This window comes from Streptomyces calvus (assembly GCF_006782915.1).
Taxonomy (GTDB): domain Bacteria; phylum Actinomycetota; class Actinomycetes; order Streptomycetales; family Streptomycetaceae; genus Streptomyces; species Streptomyces calvus.
In genome coordinates, this window is sequence record NZ_VCNP01000040.1 from 238258 (window position 1) to 258420 (window position 20163).

At 71.2% G+C, this 20163-nt stretch carries 25 protein-coding genes and 1 pseudogene; 18 read left to right on the forward strand and 8 right to left on the reverse strand.

Features of this window, described 5'->3' with window-relative positions:
* Positions 1–142 precede the first annotated feature (142 nt).
* Positions 143–358 carry a hypothetical protein gene (locus FGW31_RS17795; RefSeq protein WP_142194453.1) on the reverse strand — a complete coding sequence of 72 codons (216 nt, stop codon included), beginning with the start codon at positions 356–358 and terminating at the stop codon, positions 143–145.
* Between the two features lie 138 nt (positions 359–496).
* Here FGW31_RS17795 and upp point away from each other — a divergent pair, with 138 nt between their 5' ends.
* Positions 497–1132 carry a uracil phosphoribosyltransferase gene (gene upp / locus FGW31_RS17800; protein ID WP_142194414.1) on the forward strand — a complete coding sequence of 212 codons (636 nt, stop codon included), beginning with the start codon at positions 497–499 and terminating at the stop codon, positions 1130–1132.
* A gap of 94 nt (positions 1133–1226) precedes the next feature.
* Here the strand turns inward: upp and FGW31_RS17805 are convergent, their stop codons facing one another.
* The 4 genes from FGW31_RS17805 to FGW31_RS17820 all read right to left on the reverse strand — a co-directional run bounded on the left by FGW31_RS17805 (position 1227) and on the right by FGW31_RS17820 (position 4229).
* Positions 1227–1835, reverse strand: coding sequence for a LytR C-terminal domain-containing protein (locus FGW31_RS17805; protein WP_142194454.1), 609 nt, complete (start codon positions 1833–1835; stop codon positions 1227–1229).
* Between the two features lie 170 nt (positions 1836–2005).
* Positions 2006–2302 carry a type II toxin-antitoxin system VapB family antitoxin gene (locus tag FGW31_RS17810; protein ID WP_004943146.1) on the reverse strand — a complete coding sequence of 99 codons (297 nt, stop codon included), beginning with the start codon at positions 2300–2302 and terminating at the stop codon, positions 2006–2008.
* Between the two features lie 577 nt (positions 2303–2879).
* Positions 2880–3482 carry an HhH-GPD-type base excision DNA repair protein gene (locus FGW31_RS17815; RefSeq protein ID WP_142194415.1) on the reverse strand — a complete coding sequence of 201 codons (603 nt, stop codon included), beginning with the start codon at positions 3480–3482 and terminating at the stop codon, positions 2880–2882.
* Positions 3483–3506: 24 nt separating this feature from the next.
* The gene (locus FGW31_RS17820) at positions 3507–4229 is read right to left on the reverse strand and encodes a siderophore-interacting protein (protein WP_142194455.1); all 723 of its coding nucleotides are present in this window, start codon (positions 4227–4229) and stop codon (positions 3507–3509) included.
* A gap of 76 nt (positions 4230–4305) precedes the next feature.
* Between FGW31_RS17820 and FGW31_RS17825 the strand changes: the two genes are divergently transcribed.
* The 5 genes from FGW31_RS17825 to FGW31_RS17845 all read left to right on the forward strand — a co-directional run bounded on the left by FGW31_RS17825 (position 4306) and on the right by FGW31_RS17845 (position 10454).
* A complete protein-coding gene (locus tag FGW31_RS17825; protein ID WP_142194416.1) occupies positions 4306–6564 on the forward strand; it encodes a penicillin acylase family protein in 2259 nt (752 codons plus the stop codon).
* Between the two features lie 144 nt (positions 6565–6708).
* Entirely contained in the window at positions 6709–7317 is a 609-nt protein-coding gene (locus FGW31_RS17830) for a GNAT family N-acetyltransferase (protein WP_142194417.1), read from the forward strand.
* Positions 7314–7793, forward strand: a complete 480-nt coding sequence (locus FGW31_RS17835; RefSeq protein ID WP_142194418.1) for a cupin domain-containing protein — start codon at positions 7314–7316, stop codon at positions 7791–7793. Before FGW31_RS17830 ends, FGW31_RS17835 begins: the two co-directional genes overlap by 4 nt.
* A complete protein-coding gene (locus FGW31_RS17840; RefSeq protein ID WP_142194419.1) occupies positions 7790–8560 on the forward strand; it encodes an SDR family NAD(P)-dependent oxidoreductase in 771 nt (256 codons plus the stop codon). Before FGW31_RS17835 ends, FGW31_RS17840 begins: the two co-directional genes overlap by 4 nt.
* 145 nt (positions 8561–8705) lie before the next feature.
* Positions 8706–10454, forward strand: a complete 1749-nt coding sequence (locus tag FGW31_RS17845; RefSeq protein ID WP_142194456.1) for a copper resistance CopC/CopD family protein — start codon at positions 8706–8708, stop codon at positions 10452–10454.
* Positions 10455–10550: 96 nt separating this feature from the next.
* On the opposite strand, the gene FGW31_RS17850 is transcribed toward FGW31_RS17845, so the two are convergent.
* A complete protein-coding gene (locus tag FGW31_RS17850; protein ID WP_233452509.1) occupies positions 10551–11081 on the reverse strand; it encodes an NUDIX domain-containing protein in 531 nt (176 codons plus the stop codon).
* 406 nt (positions 11082–11487) lie between these two features.
* Here FGW31_RS17850 and FGW31_RS17855 point away from each other — a divergent pair, with 406 nt between their 5' ends.
* The 4 genes from FGW31_RS17855 to FGW31_RS17870 all read left to right on the forward strand — a co-directional run bounded on the left by FGW31_RS17855 (position 11488) and on the right by FGW31_RS17870 (position 14422).
* Positions 11488–12144, forward strand: coding sequence for a DUF4433 domain-containing protein (locus FGW31_RS17855; RefSeq protein WP_142194421.1), 657 nt, complete (start codon positions 11488–11490; stop codon positions 12142–12144).
* A 13-nt stretch (positions 12145–12157) separates the two neighbouring features.
* On the forward strand, positions 12158–13249 hold the full coding sequence (darG, locus tag FGW31_RS17860) for a type II toxin-antitoxin system antitoxin DNA ADP-ribosyl glycohydrolase DarG (protein WP_142194422.1): 1092 nt from the start codon (positions 12158–12160) through the stop codon (positions 13247–13249).
* Positions 13250–13394: 145 nt separating this feature from the next.
* On the forward strand, positions 13395–13841 hold the full coding sequence (locus tag FGW31_RS17865; RefSeq protein ID WP_142194423.1) for a winged helix-turn-helix domain-containing protein: 447 nt from the start codon (positions 13395–13397) through the stop codon (positions 13839–13841).
* Between the two features lie 11 nt (positions 13842–13852).
* Entirely contained in the window at positions 13853–14422 is a 570-nt protein-coding gene (locus FGW31_RS17870) for an HD domain-containing protein (RefSeq protein WP_182674702.1), read from the forward strand.
* Here the strand turns inward: FGW31_RS17870 and FGW31_RS17875 are convergent.
* Together FGW31_RS17875 and FGW31_RS17880 are read right to left on the reverse strand one after the other, a co-directional pair.
* The gene (locus tag FGW31_RS17875; protein WP_142194425.1) at positions 14410–14883 is read right to left on the reverse strand and encodes an NUDIX domain-containing protein; all 474 of its coding nucleotides are present in this window, start codon (positions 14881–14883) and stop codon (positions 14410–14412) included. The two genes, FGW31_RS17870 and FGW31_RS17875, sit on opposite strands and share 13 nt — an antisense overlap.
* A complete protein-coding gene (locus FGW31_RS17880; protein ID WP_142194426.1) occupies positions 14883–15650 on the reverse strand; it encodes a helix-turn-helix domain-containing protein in 768 nt (255 codons plus the stop codon). The genes FGW31_RS17875 and FGW31_RS17880 overlap by 1 nt, the downstream gene beginning before the upstream one ends.
* A 553-nt stretch (positions 15651–16203) precedes the next feature.
* Between FGW31_RS17880 and FGW31_RS17885 the strand changes: the two genes are divergently transcribed.
* The 8 genes and pseudogenes from FGW31_RS17885 to FGW31_RS17920 all read left to right on the forward strand — a co-directional run.
* The gene (locus FGW31_RS17885) at positions 16204–16587 is read left to right on the forward strand and encodes a RapZ C-terminal domain-containing protein (RefSeq protein WP_142194427.1); all 384 of its coding nucleotides are present in this window, start codon (positions 16204–16206) and stop codon (positions 16585–16587) included.
* Between the two features lie 122 nt (positions 16588–16709).
* Positions 16710–16979: a DUF6284 family protein gene (locus FGW31_RS17890; protein ID WP_142194428.1), complete on the forward strand. Its 270-nt coding sequence runs from the start codon at positions 16710–16712 to the stop codon at positions 16977–16979.
* Entirely contained in the window at positions 16976–17422 is a 447-nt protein-coding gene (locus FGW31_RS17895; protein ID WP_182674706.1) for a Pycsar system effector family protein, read from the forward strand. Before FGW31_RS17890 ends, FGW31_RS17895 begins: the two co-directional genes overlap by 4 nt.
* Entirely contained in the window at positions 17419–18546 is a 1128-nt protein-coding gene (locus tag FGW31_RS17900) for a conjugal transfer protein (RefSeq protein ID WP_142194429.1), read from the forward strand. Before FGW31_RS17895 ends, FGW31_RS17900 begins: the two co-directional genes overlap by 4 nt.
* A complete protein-coding gene (locus FGW31_RS17905; protein WP_142194430.1) occupies positions 18543–19157 on the forward strand; it encodes a GGDEF domain-containing protein in 615 nt (204 codons plus the stop codon). The genes FGW31_RS17900 and FGW31_RS17905 overlap by 4 nt, the downstream gene beginning before the upstream one ends.
* Positions 19154–19504 carry an RRQRL motif-containing zinc-binding protein gene (locus tag FGW31_RS17910; protein ID WP_142194431.1) on the forward strand — a complete coding sequence of 117 codons (351 nt, stop codon included), beginning with the start codon at positions 19154–19156 and terminating at the stop codon, positions 19502–19504. The genes FGW31_RS17905 and FGW31_RS17910 overlap by 4 nt, the downstream gene beginning before the upstream one ends.
* Complete coding sequence (locus FGW31_RS17915; protein ID WP_142194432.1) at positions 19501–19818, forward strand: hypothetical protein; 318 nt, start codon at positions 19501–19503, stop codon at positions 19816–19818. Before FGW31_RS17910 ends, FGW31_RS17915 begins: the two co-directional genes overlap by 4 nt.
* A 103-nt stretch (positions 19819–19921) precedes the next feature.
* Positions 19922–20163 (forward strand): annotated as a pseudogene (locus FGW31_RS17920) (ATP-binding protein); the annotation flags it as partial.

Sequence of the window (20163 nt, forward strand, 5' to 3'; positions counted from 1 at the left end):
CGAACTCCTTGTCGCCACGTGCGGATCGTACGCGGCTTTGCCCGGCTCTTCTGCACACGCTCTTCACGGAACGCCGGTCGGCGCGGCGATCTTCCCGCAACGGCGGTCCCGCCCGGTGGCACGGCAGTTGGGCCGTCCGGCCCTACCAGCGGAAGGTGCGCATGCGCATCGCGTGCCGCAGCCGGGCCGCTTTGGCGCGGCGCGGCTGCACCCGGTCGCGCAGCGCACGCGCCTCGGCGAGCTCGCGCAGGAACCGGGCGCGGCGCCTGCGCCGCTCGGCCTCCGTCTCGTTCTCCGGCCCGGCCGGGCCGGAGGTCTCGTGCGGCGACGGATCATCTCGTCGGTCCTGCTCAGGCAATCGGTTCACCACCCCAGTCCGTCCCTCCCACTTTCCCCCGGACGGGCGGTTTGACGCCAGCGAAGGAGTGACGGGCGCCCGGGGGGCTTGCCGCCGGTGGGGACGCCGAGCCCAACCGGCCCGGTTAATGTTGACGTCATGCGTCTCCACGTCGTCGACCACCCCCTGGTCGCCCACAAGCTCACCACGCTGCGCGACCAGCGCACCGACTCCGCGACCTTCCGCCGCCTCGCCGACGAGCTGGTCACCCTGCTCGCCTACGAGGCCACGCGCGACGTGCGCACCGAACAGGTCGACATCCGGACGCCGGTCGAGGCGACCACGGGCGTCAAGCTGTCCCACCCGCGTCCGCTGGTGGTGCCGATCCTGCGGGCCGGCCTGGGCATGCTGGACGGCATGGTGCGGCTGCTGCCGACCGCCGAGGTGGGCTTCCTCGGCATGATCCGCAACGAGGAGACGCTGCAGGCCTCGACGTACGCCACCCGGATGCCGGAGGACCTCTCCGGGCGCCAGGTGTACGTCCTCGACCCGATGCTCGCGACCGGCGGCACGCTGGTCGCGGCGATCCGGGAGCTGATCGAGCGCGGCGCGGACGACGTGACCGCCGTGGTGCTGCTGGCCGCGCCGGAGGGCGTCGAGGTCATGGAGCGCGAGCTGGCCGGCACCCCGGTGACGGTCGTGACGGCGTCGGTCGACGAGCGCCTCAACGAGCAGGGCTACATCGTGCCGGGCCTCGGTGACGCGGGGGACCGGATGTACGGGGCGGCCGAGTAGGCCGCGCAGGCCATGCAGACCGCGGCGTGCGGGCCGTGGGTGCCCGGGGCCGGTGGTCCTTCCCGGCCGGGGCGGTCGGCGGGACCGTGCGGGATCAGCAGTTCTTCGGGGCGGACGTCGGCTCGGGCCTGGCCAGGGCGGTCAGGGCCCGGTCGGCGTCCGCCTTCGTCGCCAGCTGCTTGAAGGCGTCACCGATGACCAGGTCGACCTCGCTGCCCTTGCGGGCCGCGTCGGTGCGGCGTTCGGCGTCGGCGAGCTGGGTGGCGAGCACCCGCAGCGAGGTGTCCAGGGCCGCGGCGGGCCCGAGCAGCACACCGGTGCCCTTGACCTTCTTGTCGTACTCCTTGGTCGCGTTGGCGACCTCGCCGATCCTGAACCCGCGCTTCTTCAGCTCGTCGGCGGTCTTCTGGGCGAGACCGCTGCGGGTGGTGGCGTTGAGGACGTTGACCGTGATCGCGCCGGGCTCGGGGAGCGGCTTCGCGGAGGCCGTGGGGCTCGGTCCGGCGGCGCAGGCCGCCTTGGTGCCGGTCGCGGAGACGGAGTCGCCGCCGCCGGTGAACACGTCGACGAGCTGCACCGTGCCCCACCCGGCCGCGCCGAGCGCGGCGGCGGAGGCGACGGTCAGGACGACGAGCCTGCCGCGCCGCCGGGGGCGGCGCATCCGCGGGTACTTGTCACCCGTGATTCGGTACTGGCCGCCCATGCCAGGAGGAGTCAGCATGCTCATGGGCGCAGCGTAGTGCGCGCGGGCTGCTCTGCCTACTAGATGATCATTCGACGGTGCGCAGTCCAACCCGAAAGGGCCAAAGCGGTCCGTGGGAGCGGCGTCGGACGGGTGCCGGCGCGGGTGCCGGGAGGGTGTCGGGACGAGGGTCAGTCGAGTTCGAGGACCCGGGCGTGCAGCACCTGGCGCTGCTGGAGCGCCGCCCGCACCGCGCGGTGCAGTCCGTCCTCCAGGTACAGGTCGCCCTGCCACTTCACGACGTGCGCGAACAGGTCGCCGTAGAAGGTGGAGTCCTCGGCGAGCAGGGTCTCGAGGTCGAGCTGCTGTTTGGTCGTCACGAGCTGATCGAGGCGGACCGGGCGCGGCGCGACGTCCGCCCACTGCCGGGTGCTTTCCCGGCCGTGGTCGGGGTACGGCCGGCCGTTTCCGATGCGCTTGAAGATCACACGGAAAGCCTACCGGTCAAGGCGTTCCGGGCGCAGCCATGGCGACGCAGTGCGACGTCGGAAAAATCGCCTGCGATCGGTACGAATCGGGAACGGAGGGATCAGTGGGCCGGGGACGGGGGTCGTGGGCGGGCGCTCGTGCGGCCGTTCCGCGGGCCACCGTTCCCGGGGCGGGGCGGCAGCGCGGCCCGAACTCCCGCGCGGGAGCCGGGATATCGCGCCTGGCGGCTGCCCGGCCGGGTCTCCGGCGCCTGGCCGACGTGGCTGACCTGGCTGACCTGGCTGACGCGGCCCACCTGGCTGACCTGGCCGACGTGGCCCACCTGGCCCACTTGCCTGACCTGGCTGACCTGGCCCACCTGGCCGGTCGCGGATCACGCCCGCCCGCTCCTTGGGCCTACCTGACGGCCGTCGCGGGGCAGGGGTCATCGGGGGCATGGGCGGGCTGGGGGCCTGCGGGCTGCGGGCTGCGGGCCCGTGAGTCTGCGGGGTCTGCTGCACCGTAGGGCTCTGTGGGTTGTGAGTCTGTGGTTCTGTGAAGCTGCGGAGGTTGTGGGGCTTGCTGGTGCGCGGGTGGCTAGCCGGTGGTCTTCTTCGCGGCCTTGGCCGCCTTCGCCGCCGCCTTCATCTCCTGCTTGTGCGCCCGCACCTTGGCCAGCGACTCGGGCCCGGTGATGTCGGCGACGGAGCGGTACGACCTCTCCGCGCCGTACGCGCCCGCGGCCTCCCGCCAGCCCATGGGCCGCACGCCGAGCTGCTTGCCGAGCAGGGCGAGGAAGATCTGCGCCTTCTGCTTGCCGAAGCCGGGCAGCTCCTCCAGCCGCTTCAGCAGCTGCTTGCCGTCGTCGACGCCCCGCCAGACGGCCTCCGCGTCACCGTCGTAGTGCTCGACGAGGTACCGGCACAGCTGCTGGATGCGGCCGGCCATGGAGCCCGGGTAGCGGTGCACGGCCGGCTTGTCGGAGAGCAGCGCGGCGAACGCGTCGGGGTCGTACGCGGCGATCTCGTGCGCGTCCAGGTCGTCCGCGCCGAGCCGCCGGGCGATCGTCGCCGGGCCCTTGAACGCCCACTCCATCGGGATCTGCTGGTCCAGCAGCATCCCGGTCAGCGCGGCGAGCGGGCTGCGGCCGAGCAGCGCGTCGGCGTCGGGGTCCTGGGCGAGGTGAAGAGTGACGTCCATGCCCCGATGATCGCGCGTCGCGGCTCAGCCCGCGCGCCAGTACCCGAGCGCGTGCGTCCGCTGCCGGGGCACACCCAGCTCCTTGCGGACGAACGCCGACAGCGTCCGGGTGGTCGCGGTGTCGCAGGCGATCCAGACGTAGGGGTTGCCGGTGGCGCGCAGCAGCTCGGGCAGGTCCGTGCGCACCCGCTCGACCAGGGCCGCCCCGGAGTCCCGGCGGGGGACCTCGCGCACCTCGTGCCGGCCGGGCTCGGCCCGGCAGGGCAGGCCGTCGAGGGTTCCCTCGAACCAGATGGTCGCGGGCGCCGAACCCAGGGCGTCAAGGAGGGAGTTGAGGGCCGGCAGCGATGCCGGGTCGCCGACCGCGAAGAGGTGCGAGGGGGTGGGGCTGGGCTCCTCGAAGCCCGTGCCCTGCACCGTCGCCTCGATGGTGTCGCCGGGCTTCGCCGACCTGGCCCAGTCGCTGGCGCACCCCTCGTGCAGCGCGAACTCCAGGCCGAAGGTGCCGGCGGCGGGGTCGGGGTCGACCAGGGTGTACGCCCGCTGGTGCGGCCGGCCCGCGTTGTCGAACCACAGCCGCACCCACATCGTGGGGTGCACGCCGGTCGCCGCCAGCATTCCGCCGTCGGTGAAGCGCACCCGCCGGTAGTCCGCGGTGACGTCCTCGGCGTCCGTCACGGTGAGGGAGAAGTCCTTCGCCCGCAGCAGTCTGAGGACCGCCCCTTCCCAGCCCCGCCCCTGCACCATCGCCTCTTCGCCCTTCGCGTACGATTTCGCCACGATCAACTTAGGGCAGCCTAACCTAAAGCGAAACGAGGGTGCAGTGGCCGGCGAGATCTTCCGGGACCCCTGGGGCATCCCGCATCTGCGGGCGGACAGCGCGAGGGACCTCGCGTACGTCCAGGGCCGGGTCACCGCCCTCGACCGGGCCTGGCAACTGGAGGTCGAACGGCACCGCGCCCAGGGCACCTCGGCCGCCTTCCTCGGCCCCGAGGCCCTGTCCTGGGACTGCTTCGTCCGCCGCGCGCGGCTGGCCGACACGGCCCGCCGCTGCTGGTCCGAACTGGAACGGACGGACCCGGAGACGGCGGCGTGGCTACGGGCGTACGTGGACGGGGTCAACGAGGGCCTGGCGTCCGGCCCGGTCCCCACCCCCGACGCGCCCACAGAACCCGCCCCCGCCCCCGAGTTCGCCCGAACGGGGCTGCGTCCCGGGCGTTGGGAGCCCTGGACCCCGCTCGCCGTCTGGCTCGCCACCCACATCCTCTTCGCCGGCTTCCCCGCCAAGCTCTGGCGCGAGCACGCCGTCGCCCACCTCGGCGCCGACGCCGTCGGCCTGTTCGCCACCGACGGCCCCGGCACCGCGGGCAGCAACGGCTGGCTGGTCGCCGGAGGGCGCACGGTCACCGGGCAGGCCCTCATCGCCGGCGACCCGCACCGGTTCATCGAGGACCCCGGCGTCTACCAGCAGATCCGCCTGTCCTGCCCGGAGTTCGACGTCATCGGCCTGGCCGTGCCCGGCGTCCCCGGCATCGCCCACTTCGGCCACACCGGCACCGTCGCCTGGGCGATCACCAACGCCATGGCCGACTACCAGGACCTCTACCGCGAGCGGCTGCGGCGCACCGGTGCGGGAGTGGAGGCGCTCGGCCCGGACGGGACGTGGCGGCGGGCCGCCCGGCACACCGAGACCGTCGAGGTGGCCGGTGAACAGCCGGTCGAGGTCGAGGTCATCGAGACCGACCGCGGCCCCGTCGTCATCGGCGGCCCCGAGGGCCTCGACGGCGGCCTGCCCGAGCCCGGCGCGCCCCCGGTCGCCATCTCCCTGCGCCACCCGCCGCGCGTCACCGGCGACCTCGGCTTCGGCGCCCTGCTGCCGCTGCTGCGCGCCCGCCGGGTCGCCGACGTCGACGCGGCCGTGGACCGCTGGGCCGAACCGGTCAACGTCGTCCTGGCCGCCGACACCGAAGGCGGCACCCTGCACCGGGTGGCCGGCCGCGTCCCCGTACGGTCCGCCGCCAACCGCACCCGGCTCGTCGCCGCGTGGGAACCCGGCCACGCGTGGCAGGGGTGGCACGAGCCGCCGCGCGCCGGCCTGACCGACGGGGTCGCCGTGATGGCGAACCAGCGCGGCCCGGCCACGCCCCTCGGTGTCGAGTTCGCGCCGCCGCACCGCGCCGACCGCATCGCCGCGCTGTTGGCCGGGCGGGAACGCTGGTCCGCCGCCGACCTGTCCGCGATCCACACGGACACCCACCTCGCCTCCGCCGCAGCCCTGCTGGACCGCCTCGCCGCGCTGGACGGGCTGAGCGGCCCGGCCGCCGCCCTGCGCGACCGCCTGCTGCGCTGGGACCGCCGCATGGACGCGGACAGCGCCGACGCGGCGGCCTTCGCGGCGGTGCGCGGCGCGGTCGTACGGCGGCTGGCCGCGCACCCGGCGTTCGCCGCGCTGCGCACCCCGCCGGCGTACCCGGCGGTGTTCCGGCCCTGGCTCGCCCTGGTCCCGCGCATCGGCTACGCCCTCGAACACCTGCTGCGGGCCGAGGAGCTGTACGGCATCGACCGCCCGGCGGAGGTGCGCGCCGCGCTGGAGGAGACCGCCGCCCGGCCGCCCGCCGGCACCTGGGGCGACACCCACCGCCTGGCGCCCTGGCGCGCCCTGCCGCCCGAAACGCCGGGCGAGGAGCCCGGCCTGTCCGGCGACCACGACTGCGTGCTGTGCACCTCGTCGGTTCCGGGCCTGACCGACCTCGCCGCGCGCGGCCCCGCCGCCCGCTACGTCTGGGACCTGGCCCGGCGCGACAACAGCCGCTGGGTGGTCCCGCTGGGCGCCTGCGGCATCCCGGGCTCCGCCCACCACCGCGACCAGCAGCCCCGGTGGCTCGCGGGCGACCTCGTCCCGGTCGTCACCGACTGGACCCGGCTGCGCAAGGAACCGGACCGGCCCCACCGGCCCGCAGCCCCCGCCGGTCCCTCACAACCCACCGTCCCCGCCGGTCCTTCACAACCCACCGACCCCGCCGGTCCCACCGCCGCAGGTCCCACCGACCCCGCAGGTCCCACCGACCTCGCCGGTCCTTGACAACCCACCGACCTCGCCGGTCCTTCACAACCCACCGACCCCGCCGGTCCCTCACGACCCACCGACCTTGCCGGTCCCTCACAACACACCGACCCCACCGATCCTTCGGCCGCCACCGACGCACAACACCCCCCGAGGAGCCCGATGTCCGACCCGTACGCCTCCCGCACCGCCGTCCACGAGCAGCAGGTCGACGGCTTCGGCCGGGTGCGCGTGCTGCCGCTGGACGTCACCGCCGACGTGCCGGTGCTGCACCGCTGGGTGAGCGAGGAACGCGCCGTCTTCTGGGGCATGAACGGCCTCACCGAGCAGCAGGTCGCCGAGATCTACGCCCACATGGACACCCTCGACACCCACCACGCCCACCTCGTCGTCAAGGACGGCGTACCGGTCGCCCTGCTTCAGACCTACGAACCCGCCGCGGACCGCGTCGGCGAGTGCTACCCCGTCCAGCCCGGCGACATCGGCGTCCACCTGCTGCTCGCGCCCGTCGAAGGCGACGCGGCGCGCCCGGGCTGGACGGCCGGGCTGCTGGCCGCGCTCACCTCGTTCCTGCTGCTCGGCCTGGACCGCCGGCGGATCGTGGTCGACCCGGACGTCGCCAACGCGAAGGCGATCGCCCGTTTCCTGAAGCAGGGCTTCACCGCCGGCCCCGAGGTCGTGCTGCCCGAGGTCGACCTGCCCGAGGTGCACATCCCGGAGAAGAAAGCCCAACTCGCTTTCCTCACAAGGGAGGTAGCCTTCGGCGGATGACCCCTGAAGAGATCGTTGCCCATTACGGACTGGAGCCGATCCCCCAGGAGGGAGGGCGGTTCCGGCAGACCTGGGCGGGACCGGAACGGCCGGACGGCAGACCCGAGGGCACGGCCATCGTCGTCCTGCTCACCAGCGCCCCCGGCGACTTCTCCGCCCTGCACCGCCTGCCCACCGACGAGGTCTGGCACCACTACCTCGGCGATCCGCTCGAGTTCCTCCTCCTCGCCCCGGACGGCACCTCCCGCACCCCCGTGCTTGGCCCGGACATCCTCGGCGGCCAGCACGTCCAGCTCACCATCCCCGCCGGCACCTGGATGGCGGCGCGAGTGGTGGCGGGCGGCGACTGGACCCTGTTCGGCTGCACGATGGCGCCCGGCTTCACCTACGGGGGCTACGAGCACGGCGACCCGGTGGAACTCGCGGCACGCTACCCGGACCGGGCGGCGCAGATCGCCGAACTGGGCCGCCCGTGAGCGGCCGGGGCCTGCTCCAGGGCCAGGTCGCCCTGGTCACCGGCGCGGGCGGCGGCATCGGCCGCGGCATCGCGGAGCGGTTCGCCGAGGAGGGCGCGGCCGTCGCACTGCACTGCCGTACGTCCGTGGAGTCCGCGCGGGACACCGCCGACCGCATCCGCGCGGCGGGCGGTGAGGCCGTGGTCCTGCACGCCGACCTCACCGACGAGGACGCCTGCCACCGCCTGGTCGCCGAGGCCGCCGAGTGGGGCGGCGGACGGCTGACCGCGCTCGTCAACAACGCCGGCGTCCAGCCCGTCCAGGAACTCGCCGGAATGACCGCGGCCGAGTGGCGCACCGTCGTGGACACCAACCTCACCGGTGTCTTCGCCTGCACCCAGGCGGCGGCGCGGCTCATGCGGGACGGCGACGGCGGCACCGTCACCCACATCGCCTCCGTCGAGGCCCGCAGCCCGGCCCCGGCGCACGCCCACTACTGCGCCTCCAAGGCGGCGGTGGTGATGCACGCCCGCTCGGCCGCCCAGGAGTACGGCCCGTGGGGCGTACGCGTCAACACGGTCTCACCGGGCCTGATCGACCGGGAGGGCCTGGCCGACGCCTGGCCGGAGGGCGTACGCCGGTGGCAGCAGGCGTCCGCCGTGGGCCGGCTCGGCCGCCCGGAGGACGTCGGCGACGCCTGCGTGTTCCTGGCCTCCCCGCTGGCTTCCTGGATCACCGGCCACGACCTGCTGGTGGACGGAGGCGCCTCGGCCCGCCCCACCTGGTGACGCGCGCGATGAGCACCCCGGGCCCGCCGTCCGTACGTAACCCGGAGCCGGACGGCCGGGAGGCGGGTACGACGTGGAGCGACGGCACAGCGGGGCGGCGGGCGGTGGCGGACGGGGCCGTGCGCGGCGGCGGATCGGGGCCCTGGTGCTGCTGGCCGCCGCCCTGGTCGCGCTGCTCCTCGGCGGCGCGGCCCCGGCACTCGCCCACTCCGCGCTCCGCGACACCGACCCCGCCGACCAGAGCGTCGTCGACACCCCGCCCCGGCACATCACGCTGACCTTCACCGAGTCCGTCGGCCTGCTGGAGGACTCCTTCCGCGTCTACGGCCCCGACAACCGCCGTGTCCCGCTGAGCGAGCCGCGGCACGCGCCGGGCGCCTCCGACACCGCCCGCACCGCACTGCCCGGCGGCCTCGCCGACGGCACGTACACGGTGGCCTGGAGGGTCGTCTCCGCCGACAGCCATCCCGTCTCCGGCGCCTTCACCTTCTCCGTCGGCCGGCCCTCGCCCACCCCGCCCGCCGTCCCCGCGACCGCGGACGAGCACCCGGTCACGGCGAGCCTCTACGACACCGGCCGCCACCTCGCGTACGTCGCCGCCGCCCTGCTGATCGGCACGGCGGCGTTCGCGGCACTGTGCCGTCCGCCGGACACCGCCCCGCTGCGGCCCGCGCTGCTCACCGGCTGGTGGACCCTGCTGACGGCCACGGTCGTCCTCCTCGTCCTGCGCGCCCCCTACGAGGCCGGTACGGCACCCGGCACCGCCCTCGACGCCTCCGCCGCCGCCCGCACCCTCACCGGCCGGCCCGGCCTCGCCCTGCTGGCCCGGCTCGCCCTGCTCCTGCTGACGGCCGCCGCACTCCTGCTGCTGCGCCGGTCCCGGCGAGGCCGCGCACCAGAAACGGACCGCACACCTCCGGCCCACCTGGCGGTGGGCGCCGCCCTGGCCGTCGCGCTCGCCCTGACCTGGGCGGCGGCCGAGCACGCCTCCGCCGGCCTCCAGGTCCCGTCGGCGATGACGTCGTCCGTGCTGCACCTGCTGGCGATGGCGTGCTGGCTCGGCGGTCTGACGGCCCTCCTCCTCACCCTGTACCGCGCGCGGACCCCACCGCCGCCCGCCACGGTCACCCGCTTCTCCCGCCTCGCGTTCCTCTCGGTGACCGTCCTCGTCGTCACCGGCGTCTACCAGTCCTGGCGCGGCCTCGGCTCCTGGAACGCGCTCACCGACTCCTCGTACGGCCGTGTCCTCACCCTGAAACTCCTCGCGACGGCCCTGCTGCTGTCGGCGGCGGCCCTGTCCCGCCACTGGACGACAGCCCTGGCGACGGCCCCGGCGGAGCCGCACCCGCCGACGGGCACGACGACCCCGCCCGCTCCCCTTCCCACCGCCGCCGTGGACGGTCACCGCCGTGCCCTGCGCCGGTCCGTCCTGGCCGAAGCGGCGGTCGCCGTCGTCGTGCTGCTCATCACCACGGTCCTGACCGGCACCCTCCCCGCCCGCGCCGAGTCCGAGGCGGCCGAGTCACCCCGGCCACAGGCGGCGGGACTGCCCGGCGCGTCGGCGTTCACGATCCCCTTCGACGTCGGCACTCCCGACGGCCGCGGCACGGTCCAGATCACCATGGACCCGGGCCGGGTGGGCGAGAACGGCGTCCAGGCGGTCGTCTTCGGCCCCGACGGCGGCCTGACCGCCGTCCCGGAACTCCGCCTCACCTTCACCCTCGCCGCCGAGGACATCGGCCCCCTCGACGCGCAGCTCACCGACCGCGGCGGCTACTGGGCCACCAACGACCTCAACCTGCCCCTCGCCGGCACCTGGACGATGCGACTCACGGTCCGAACCTCCGCACTGGACCAGGTGACCGAGACCCGGCCCATACGCATCACCCGCTGATCGAACCTGCTGGGCGCGGGAGAGACCGCCTGCGTGCATCGAGATCGTCTGGACGCGAACCCGTTACGAGAGCGCAGAGCTCCTGGACGCGAGCTCTCAGCTTGTTCTGCAACCCAGGGCTGTGCCGTGGCGGGTGCTCGTCAGCGCGTTGCGGCTGAGCTCTGCGAGGTGAGCGTCCAGTGGCTGGAGTCGCCCTGGCAAGGACTCTCGAAAGTCCCACCATCGGATGGCCGCGATCTCGTCGTTGGGCCGGAATAGCGGCGAGACGTCAGCGACCTGGCCGGTGAACAGGGCGCCGTATTCGGCACGCTCGTCGGGTGCCAGGGTGAAGCCCGCGAAGCCGACGAAGCAGAGTTGTCCGTGGGGCACGTGACTGGTTTCCTCCAACAACTCGCGCACGGCTGCCTGGCGAGCAGTCTCGCCGGTGTCGATCCGCCCGCCTGGCAGCTCCCACGCCTGCCGGAAGCGGTTGAAGGCCATCAAGACGCGACTGCCGTGCCACAGGGCCACCAGCGCAACCGGCAGAGGTGCATCACCAGGCGGCTTGTCTTCCGCTCCTCGGACGAAGGTGGCCAGGGCGTTGCCGCGGTCGTCAACGGCGAGCGGTGGAGAGTCGGGAGCAACCACCTCGACATGATGCCCGCCTGCTCTGGTGATAGCCCGACTCATGCGTTCTGGTCGAGACCGACTGAGACGGAGAACGTCGAAGGGCCCCACCGCGAACGGTGGGGCCCTTCGACCTCGTGCCCGGCGGGGCACTGGCGGAGGATACGAGATTCGAACTCGTGAGGGGTTGCCCCCAACACGCTTTCCAACTGTCCGCGCCGGCGTACAGGAGCGTTCGTAGCCGTTCATGCAGCAGGTCAGAGCCGCAACGCGAACGCTAGTGAACGGAGCCAGCCGTCAGCGGACTGGACAAGGACCAGGACAACGAAGGGCACCCGCACGTACGCGCCCTCCCGCGTGTCAGTGGCTCGACGTAGCATCCCGGACGCCCTGACTCCGAGGCGTTGGCGTCCTGCAAGCCAGCCAGATGTTGACCTTCGGCATTGAGCCCCCATATGGAAGACTGGAAACCTTCTGGGGAGGGGGCGGTATGCATCGAGACCGAGTCAAGGAACTGCACTACATCACACCGAAGGAAAACCTGCGGTCGATCGGCATGTTCGGGATTCTCAGTCATATCGAAGCGGAGAGATTGGACCACAAGTCAGTTGCCTGGGAGGTGATCCAAGACTTGCGCAAAGGTAAACGTGTGCCGGGCGGGAACCTCTTGCACTCCTATGCGAACCTCTACTTCGATGCGCGTAATCCTATGATGTCGAAGCTCCTGTATGACGGCAAAAGTGGACTGGTGGTTCTTCGTATCCGGCATGAAGTGCTGGATCTTCCTAATGTTGTTATCACAGATGGCAACGCGGCAAGTGGGCCCACGCGGTTCCTCCCGTCACCGCAAGGCCTTGCGTACCTCGACGAGGATCGCGTGTTTGCCGAATATTGGACTCACGCGGACATTATTGAATATCATGAACGCAAGCGTCAGCGCTGTGCCGAGGTGTTGGTGCCAACTCGCGTATTGCCGGAATATATCAATGGTTGCTATACTCTAACGGAATACGATCAGCGGTGGTGTGCTGACCTGCAGCCAGGCTGGAAAGTGGAGGTGAATAAGAGTGTCTACCTCCGGTAGTAACGTACGGATCGTGCAGGGTGACCTTCTGCGTTCGCCAATGCATGGGTTGATCAACACTGTCAACACGGTGGGTGTTATGGGCAAAGGTATTGCCCTCGCCTTCAAAAAGGCGTACCCCGATATGTTTGCAGACTACGTTCAGCGATGCCGTGCGGGAAAACTCGAAATGGGTGAGCCGTACCCGTTTGAGGTTGTAGGGCACTTGGTCATTAATTTTCCGACCAAGGGTCACTGGCGCAGTGTTAGCAAGTTGAGCGACATCGTCGCCGGCCTTGAGTACCTGGAGCGCCACTACCGTGAGTGGGGGCTCAGAAGCCTGGCGGTCCCACCCCTGGGGTGCGGAAACGGGCAGTTGGAATGGTCGGTTGTGAAGCCTACGCTCATCGCACACCTTGAGCGCTTGGACATTCCGGTAGAGTTGTATGCCCCTTTCGGCGAGAAAATTGACGGGCCTGAACAGCTAGACCTCTGGCAGGTGCCGGAAGAGGCTCCCGCTTCGCGCATCGCTCCATGGGAAGTCGGCCTGGTAGAGATTCTGGCGCGACTGGAACGGGAGCCCTACCGGTGGCCGGTTGGGCGAGTAATGTTCCAAAAGATCGCGTATTTCGCCACTGCTGCAGGGATCCCGACGGAACTTGAGTATGAGCGAGCTAGCTATGGGCCGTTCGCATCTCAACTCAAGCCAGCTATCGCCCGACTGCAGAACAATGGAGTCATCACCGAAGTTCAGTCTGGCAGCCGATTCGAAGTGCGCGTTGGTGACACGTTCGGAAACGCACAAAAAGAATTCGGTGACTACCTGGACAAATGGAGTGATGCGATCGACGCGACATGTGATCTGGTTGCTCGGTTCGATACGACTCAAGCGGAAGTTGCCGCAACCGTACATTTCACGACGAAGTTTTTGGCGAGGAAGTATGGGCGGACGCCTACCGCGTCAGAGGTGCTTCGTGCCGTTGAGCTTTGGAAGGTTCAACGGAAGCCTCCCCTGCGCCGAGAGGACATTCTTCGGGCGATCGTGAACCTGGCTACACGACGTTGGATCGAAGTGCAGGCTGATGAGAGCATCCAACCCGCTCTTGAGGAGCTGTCCTCTGTCTGACTCGTTGGCACATAGGCGAATCACATGCAACAACTGGTGTTGAACGAGGGCGCTAGGCAGGGCAATCGGGCGGTTGCAGGTGTCGTGGAAAGCTTGAACCTGTTGGCGCCCACCGGGGCGCCGCCGATGTCAGAAGGGGGGCCACGTGCCGCAGGCCAGTCCGCGCGGAACCTACCTGGTCATCGCAGAGGCTCTGCGAGCTGAGATACAAGAGCGGGAGGGTACCGGCGCTCTGCCGTCGGAAGCCGCCATGATGCGCTCGCACGGGGTCGGCCGCAACACGATCCGCCGCGCCCTCAAGGTGCTCGAAGCTGACGGCGTTGTCGAGTCCGTCCCTGGGATCGGGTGGCGGCCTGTACGGGGCGGCGACCGGCGGTCCCTTGCCGAACGCATGACTGATGTGATCGCGGAAGACTCCCTGTCCGTAGGCGACGCGTACCCGTCAGAGGCCAAGCTGTGTGAGCGGTTCGGCGCATCGCGGACCGCTGTACGGCGCGTTCTTGCGCAGATGGAGGGGAACGGCTTGCTCACCACGGTTCACGGCAAGGGGCGCACGGTGCGCGCCCTCCCGACTTCGACCACGCGGCCGTAGGCTTGGGCGCCATGGGACTGACAGAGTGGGCGTACTCGCTGTCCAAAGCGATGTTGTCCGAACCATTGCCGCGCCGCTGGGCACACTCGCTCGGGGTGGCCAAGTGCGCTCGTTCCCTGCGCCCCATTCTGGGTGACGACGCGGAGCTCCTGGAAGCCGCTGCGGTGCTGCACGACGTCGGGTACTCGCCGGCCATTGCTGCCACCGGCTTCCATCCGCTGGACGGCGCGAGGTTCCTCCGAAACCAGATGGGGGCTGACGAACGCGTCATACGTCTGGTCGCTCATCACTCCTGCGCCCTTTTGGAGGCCGAGGAGCGCGGGCTGAGGGAGGAACTGGAGACCGAGTTCCAGCTTGAGCGTCCGGACCTCGTCGACGCACTGATCTACTGCGACATGACGACGACGCCGGACGGGACACGGACCACGCCAGGCGAACGACTGGACGAGATCGTGAAGCGATACGGCCCGGAAACGATCGTGGGCCGATTCATCCAGCGTGCCGCCCCCGAGATTCACGCAGCCGCAAGGCGCGTAGAGGAGCGTGTGGCGCAGGTCTCCGCCGGCAGTCAGCCGATGTAGGGCTCTCGCCGCGCTTCATCCAGCCCGTGCTGAATTCGCAGCATCATCGACGGATGGATGTCCAATCGGTCGAGGTCCGCTGGGTCGACCCAACGGACCTCTTTCGATTCGCTGCTCGTACGCAGCGCGCCGCCGACGGGGTGGGCGCGGAAGCAGATGGAGAACTGCTGCCGGACCTCTCCGTCGTCGTACGCCAACACGTGCTCGGGGTCGGTGTAGAGCCCGACAATGCTGTCGACCTCCACCTGAATCCCCGTCTCTTCCGAGACCTCCCGAACGACGGTGTCACCGATGCGCTCGCCGAGGTCGTGGCCTCCGCCGGGCAGCGCCCACAGGTTGTTGTCGGTTCTGTGGATGAGCAGGAGTCGTCCCGCGTCGTCCCGGACAATCGCTGTGACCGAGGGCACCACCGAGTTGGCCGCTGGCGCGTTCGGGTTGCGAAAGTAGTCGATACGGGTCATTACTGCGGGCCTTCCCAGTCGACGGGTGAGGAGATCGGGCGGGCAGATTCCCAGACCCTCTCAACGCTTTCAGCGTAGGCGTCGAAGAGTTCGCCACCGGGCACCCGCCGCAAGTGCAGCACTGGGGCCATGTAGGCGCCTACACCGTAGAGGTGGCCGTTCGCCAGCAACTCGTCATCGGCTCGGTAGAGGGAGTTGTACAGGGTGGTCCCGTGCAGCCGGAACTCAACGCCGGGCAGGCCGAAGAGCGGGCCGTAGTTGATGAGGGCGTTGCGGATCTTGCCCGCCATCGCGGTGCCGATCCCCTCGTCTTCTCCGCGGACGGCTACAGCTGCTGACGTGGGCTCTCCCAGCATGAAACGGATGGGGACGCCGTCGGCAGACTTCTCCTTCACGATGCGATGGAACGCCGCGTCTTCCGTGAGCCAAAACCCGGAGTACACCAGCACATCGAACTGACGTGTCGCCTTGGCGTAGAGGCTGGTCCACAGCGATGGTGCCACGACTGACCGATGTGGATACAGCTGCACCAACTCCGCGTTGCCGGACGCCGTGACCTCAGCCGAGGTGCGTTCATCGGGCCACAGGTACGACACCTCGCACTTGAGCAGTGAGGCAGTCGCGTACTGGAAACGACGGTATGGCTTCCGCTCGGGGTCATTGATCCAACGTTCGACCGTCTTTGTAGCGACCCCAAGCCTTTCAGCGACCTCGTCAAGCGTTAGCCCCAGGTCAACGATCGCACCTCGCAGCCGCTCGTTCGCCACGTCAACCTCCGCTTGCCAGGGACGACTTGGTACGACTTCACGCTAGCCAAGAACGACCCAAGTCGTACAGGTGCGGAGTCGAGCGTCGTCGTCGCTGGCGCGAGTCTGTAGGTACGTCGCGGCGAGGGGACCGCCGAACTCCACAAAGTCGAAGGGCTTGACGGGGCGAACCCCTCTCTGAGGAACACGTACTACATGTTCCTCATGCAGTGCCCGGATGGCTTGGCCCGGATTCCGCACTGCGAAGAACTCAACAGAGTGCCGACCCAGCCGCATGAACACGTGCGGTCGATGGGTGCGGGTCACCACCCCGACCGCCCATGTTGGGCCGGGTGACCTGCCCGGTTCCGCCCTTCGGGGCGGTGACTGGCATTGCGTGATCTGACATCCGCAGAACTTTCGCGGCACCTGCCGCGCTTCGAACTCAGCCCTTCCGCCGTGCCGATTGCGGCGGCCGGCTGCCTCTCCTGCCCGTCCGTTCCGCGCTCTGCGTGAGGACGTAGGGGCGGGAGGGCGGGGAGCCGGAACACCCCTTCGCTTCTTTGGAGTCCTGATGGCTGCTGCCGTTGAGATCGTTTCGTTCGGCTACCTGCACGATGAGCCGCCCGCCGCGCACCTCCCCATCGACCTGCGTGAGCACTTCCGTGACCCGCACGTCAGTCCGGAGCTGCGGTACATGCCGGCCCACGACGAGCCCGTCCGCCCCGCCGTGCTGAGCCCCCCCGGGGTCGCGGCGCTGGCGCTGGCGACCGCCGCGGCGGCCGAGGCGTACGCGTCGGGCCCCTCCTGGGGGCTCATCCGGATCGCCGACGGCTGCGCGGCTGGCCGCCACCGCGCGCCGGTCTTCGCCCTCGCGCTCGCCGAGCTGCTGCGCGACGCCGGACACCAGGCCACCGTGCATCACCGCTACCTGGACAAGGACGTCGTCCAGCGCTGACCCGCCCCAACGTTCAACCCGCAGCCGGAACCCCGGCTGCCTCACCAACGGCGCGTGCCCCCGGTGCGGGAACACCGGGGGCACTGGTCGGGCCGTTTCACCTGCTAGGGAGACCACGACCCATGGAACACATCGTCCCCGTTCAGGACCCTGTTACCGCGTTCGCCGACTTCATGGAGCCGACGGCGGCGGAGCTGGACGCGATCGAGCTGGAGATGCCCGTCATCCTGGCGGACGTCGACCTGCTCGACGCGTACATCGTCACGCTGGACCGCACGCCGACCGAGCTGGACGCCCGCCGGATCCGTCGGGCCCGCCGCCGGGCGCTGGCCGCCCGCGTCGCGCTGCTCAACCGCACCACGGCCGCGAGCCTGCCCGGGGGTGCCGCGTGAGCGCCACCGAACGGAACCTGATCGCCGCGCACGCCGAGGTGAAGGCGGAGATCACGCGCACGGACAGCAAGACGGCGCTGCTGCTGGCGTTCGTCGGCGCGGTGCTGGCTGGGGCGTGGACGGTCGCCCGTGACCTGCCGCTGAACTGGCCCGCCGTCGTCGTGGGCGGGGCCGGTATGGCGCTGCTGGTCGCGGCGGCCGGTCTGCTGCTGCGGTCGGTCCGCCCGAACGTCAGCGGCCGGCACGGCTTCCCGCTGTGGGCCACGCTCACGGCGGAGGAGATCAGCGCCGCTGTCTCGTCCGACCTGGCCGCCGACATCGCCGGACTGTCCCGGCTGGCCGTCACCAAGTTCACCTGCCTGCGCCGCGCGGTCGACCTCATCCGCGCCGGCGGGGCCCTGCTCATCCTCGCCGCCCTGCTCACCGCGGGAGGTGCGCTGTGAACCACACCAAACTCACGAAGGTGCAGGTCGGTGTGTTGTCGGCCGCGTTCGTGCCGATGCTCGCCACCGGGGTGCTGGGTGGGATCGGCACGTACAGCAACATCGGCCACTCATACGGCTCCGGCACCGCGCTGGGAGCTCTCGCCGCCGGTGAGGGTGCCACCGCCGTGCTCGCCCTGGTCCTGCTCGGTCTGACGATGCTGGGCCAGTCCTCGCCTCGGATCGTGCGGGCGGGGTTGTGGGTGCTGCCGGCCGCCGCTGCCGTCATGGGTGCCATGGCCGCCCCCGATCCGGGCCGCACCGTCATCTACGCCCTGACCCCGATGGGTATGTCCGTCTCGGCTGAGGGCATGGCGTTCCTCGCCCGGCGGATCGTCGTCCACACCGATGGCCGTGACGCGGAGAACGAGCGGCGCACTGCCGATCTGGTGCAGGCCCTGGCCTACCACCGTGCCCGCGCCACCCAGCACCCCAGCGACCGGGTCAAGAAGTGGTCCGAGCGCAAGTCGTGGCGGCTGGCCCGCAAGGTCGGGGTCGGGGACGTGGCATTGGGATCGAGGCTGCTGGACGTCCAGCGCGACCGCGTCACCGCCGGCGCGGACGCCGCCTTGGCGTCGATGTTCGGCGGCACCCCCGCCGTTCCCGCCCTCGATCCCACACCGGCCGCGAATGCGGAGGAATCTACCGAGACCGTGAGGAAACGGTCTACGGCTGACCTGCCGGAATCGACTCCGGAGCCGGTGGTCACGTTGACCCGGATCACGGTGCCCGATCCGGTCGCGGTCGACCTGGGCAAGTCGGTCCCGCCGCTCAAGCCGCTGCCCGCCCTCACCACCCCGACCACGTCCCCCGCCGGTACGTCCGGGCGGCGGGCCGTGCCGGCGGAATCGACCCCGCCCCGTCGGGCAACCGGTCGTGTCCCCGACGCGGCGAAGTCGACCCGACCCCGGCGTACTCCCGAGCAGTTGCTGAGCGAGGCGCGCACGGCCATGGCCGGTCTGCCGGACGCGAAGGTGACGGCCGAGGGGATCCGCCGCGCCATCCGCACCTCTCCGGCGAACGCCCGCATGCTGCGTGACGCCCTGCTCGCTGAGCGGGCCGATCGGACGGAGGTGCGCGCATGAGCCTCCTGGCACTCACGGCCGCCGCCGCGCTGCCCGCCACAGCCTGGGGTGTCCACGCGGGATGGATGGTCCGCCGTTTACGCGCCGCCCGCCGTGACCCGCTCACCGGTCTGTGGACGCGGGACGCCTTCACTCGCCAGGCCCGCCGTCTGCTGCGCAACCGGCACGCGGTCGTGGTCCTGGCGGACGTGGACCGCTTCAAGCAGGTCAACGACACCCACGGCCACGCCGCCGGGGACGCGCTCCTTGCCGTCACGGCCGCCCGGCTCGCTCACGCGGTGGGCCGCTCCGGTGTGGTGGGCCGGCTGGGCGGGGACGAGTTCGCCGCCGTCCTGGTCGACCGCGACGGCACCGCCGCCGACCAACTCGCCATCCTGGGGCGCATCTTGGCCCGCCCGGTCGACACCGCACCCGACGTGCACACCAGCGTCTCCCTCGGCTGGGTCCGTCGGGCCGACCACCCCGACGAGGACCTGTCGGCGCTGCTGCGGCGCGCGGACGAGGCCATGTACGCGGCCAAGCGGGCACCCGTCCCGGTCCACCGGGCCGCCCTGGACCGTCTGCTCGCCTCCGTCACCGGCCGTCGGCCCGGCCGCCGTCGCACGGCATGAGCACCCTGCCCGTCTACCGGTGGCGCCTTGCCCCGGACGGACTGGCCACCCGTCGCCAGCTGCGCGCTGCCGGTTTGCGGCCGGGTGGGCAGGACGTGGCCGCGCAACTCGAACGGCCCCGCCGCCGGCGGGGCCCGCTGGTCGCCTACCTGTACCGCGTCGACCTCGCGCTGCCGGTGCGGCCGATGACGCCGGCGAGGTGGGCGGCGCTGGCCAAGGCCAATGCCGCCCGCCGCATCTGCCCTGCCTGCCGGCGTGATGCCGGATACGTCATCCCCGCCGCGCTGGGCACGTGCGTGCCCTGCGCCTACCCCGGCCCGAACGGGCCGGAAGGGAGCACCCGTTGAGCAACGCCGACCTGCGTCGCCTGGACCGCGAGATTAAGGCGACCACGAAGAAGCTGGAGGCCGTGCGCCGGGGCGAGTTGTGGCCGCTGAACGGCCGCGAGCGCCGCGCCATGACCCGCGCCATCGCCTCCGGCGCCTACCGCACCGCCCGCGGCCGCAGCACCGGCCGCGCGGAGCAGCAGATCGAGTCCACGAGCAGCGGCGCCGAGATGCGGCTGACCGCGGAACTGGCCGCCCTGTACGGCGAGCGGCAGCGGCTCATCACCGAGGCCGCCCGCGCCAAGGCCAAGAAGAAGTCCTCCGGCTGGTGGTGACCAGCCAACCCCGCACGCCGGGGTGGCCGCTCTTTCCACGGACCCGGCCACCCCGGCTCTCCCCCATCCCGCCCCGCCAGGGGCAGTCAGGAGAACTCCCAGCATGACCGAGAACGTCGTCCACCTCCACAAGGCCACCGACCCGCCCGCCGACCCGGCGAACGTGACCACCCTGACCGTGGTGCCCGACGCGCCGCCGGCACCGCCGGTGCCGCTGTGGGTGCGCTCCGGCCGCGCCGTGAAGACCGCCGTCACGCACGAGCGCACCAGGTCGGCCGGCCGCGCCGTAATCCGGCACGGCCTGTACACGTTCAACGGCGGGGGGGGGGGGGGGCGCCCCCCCCC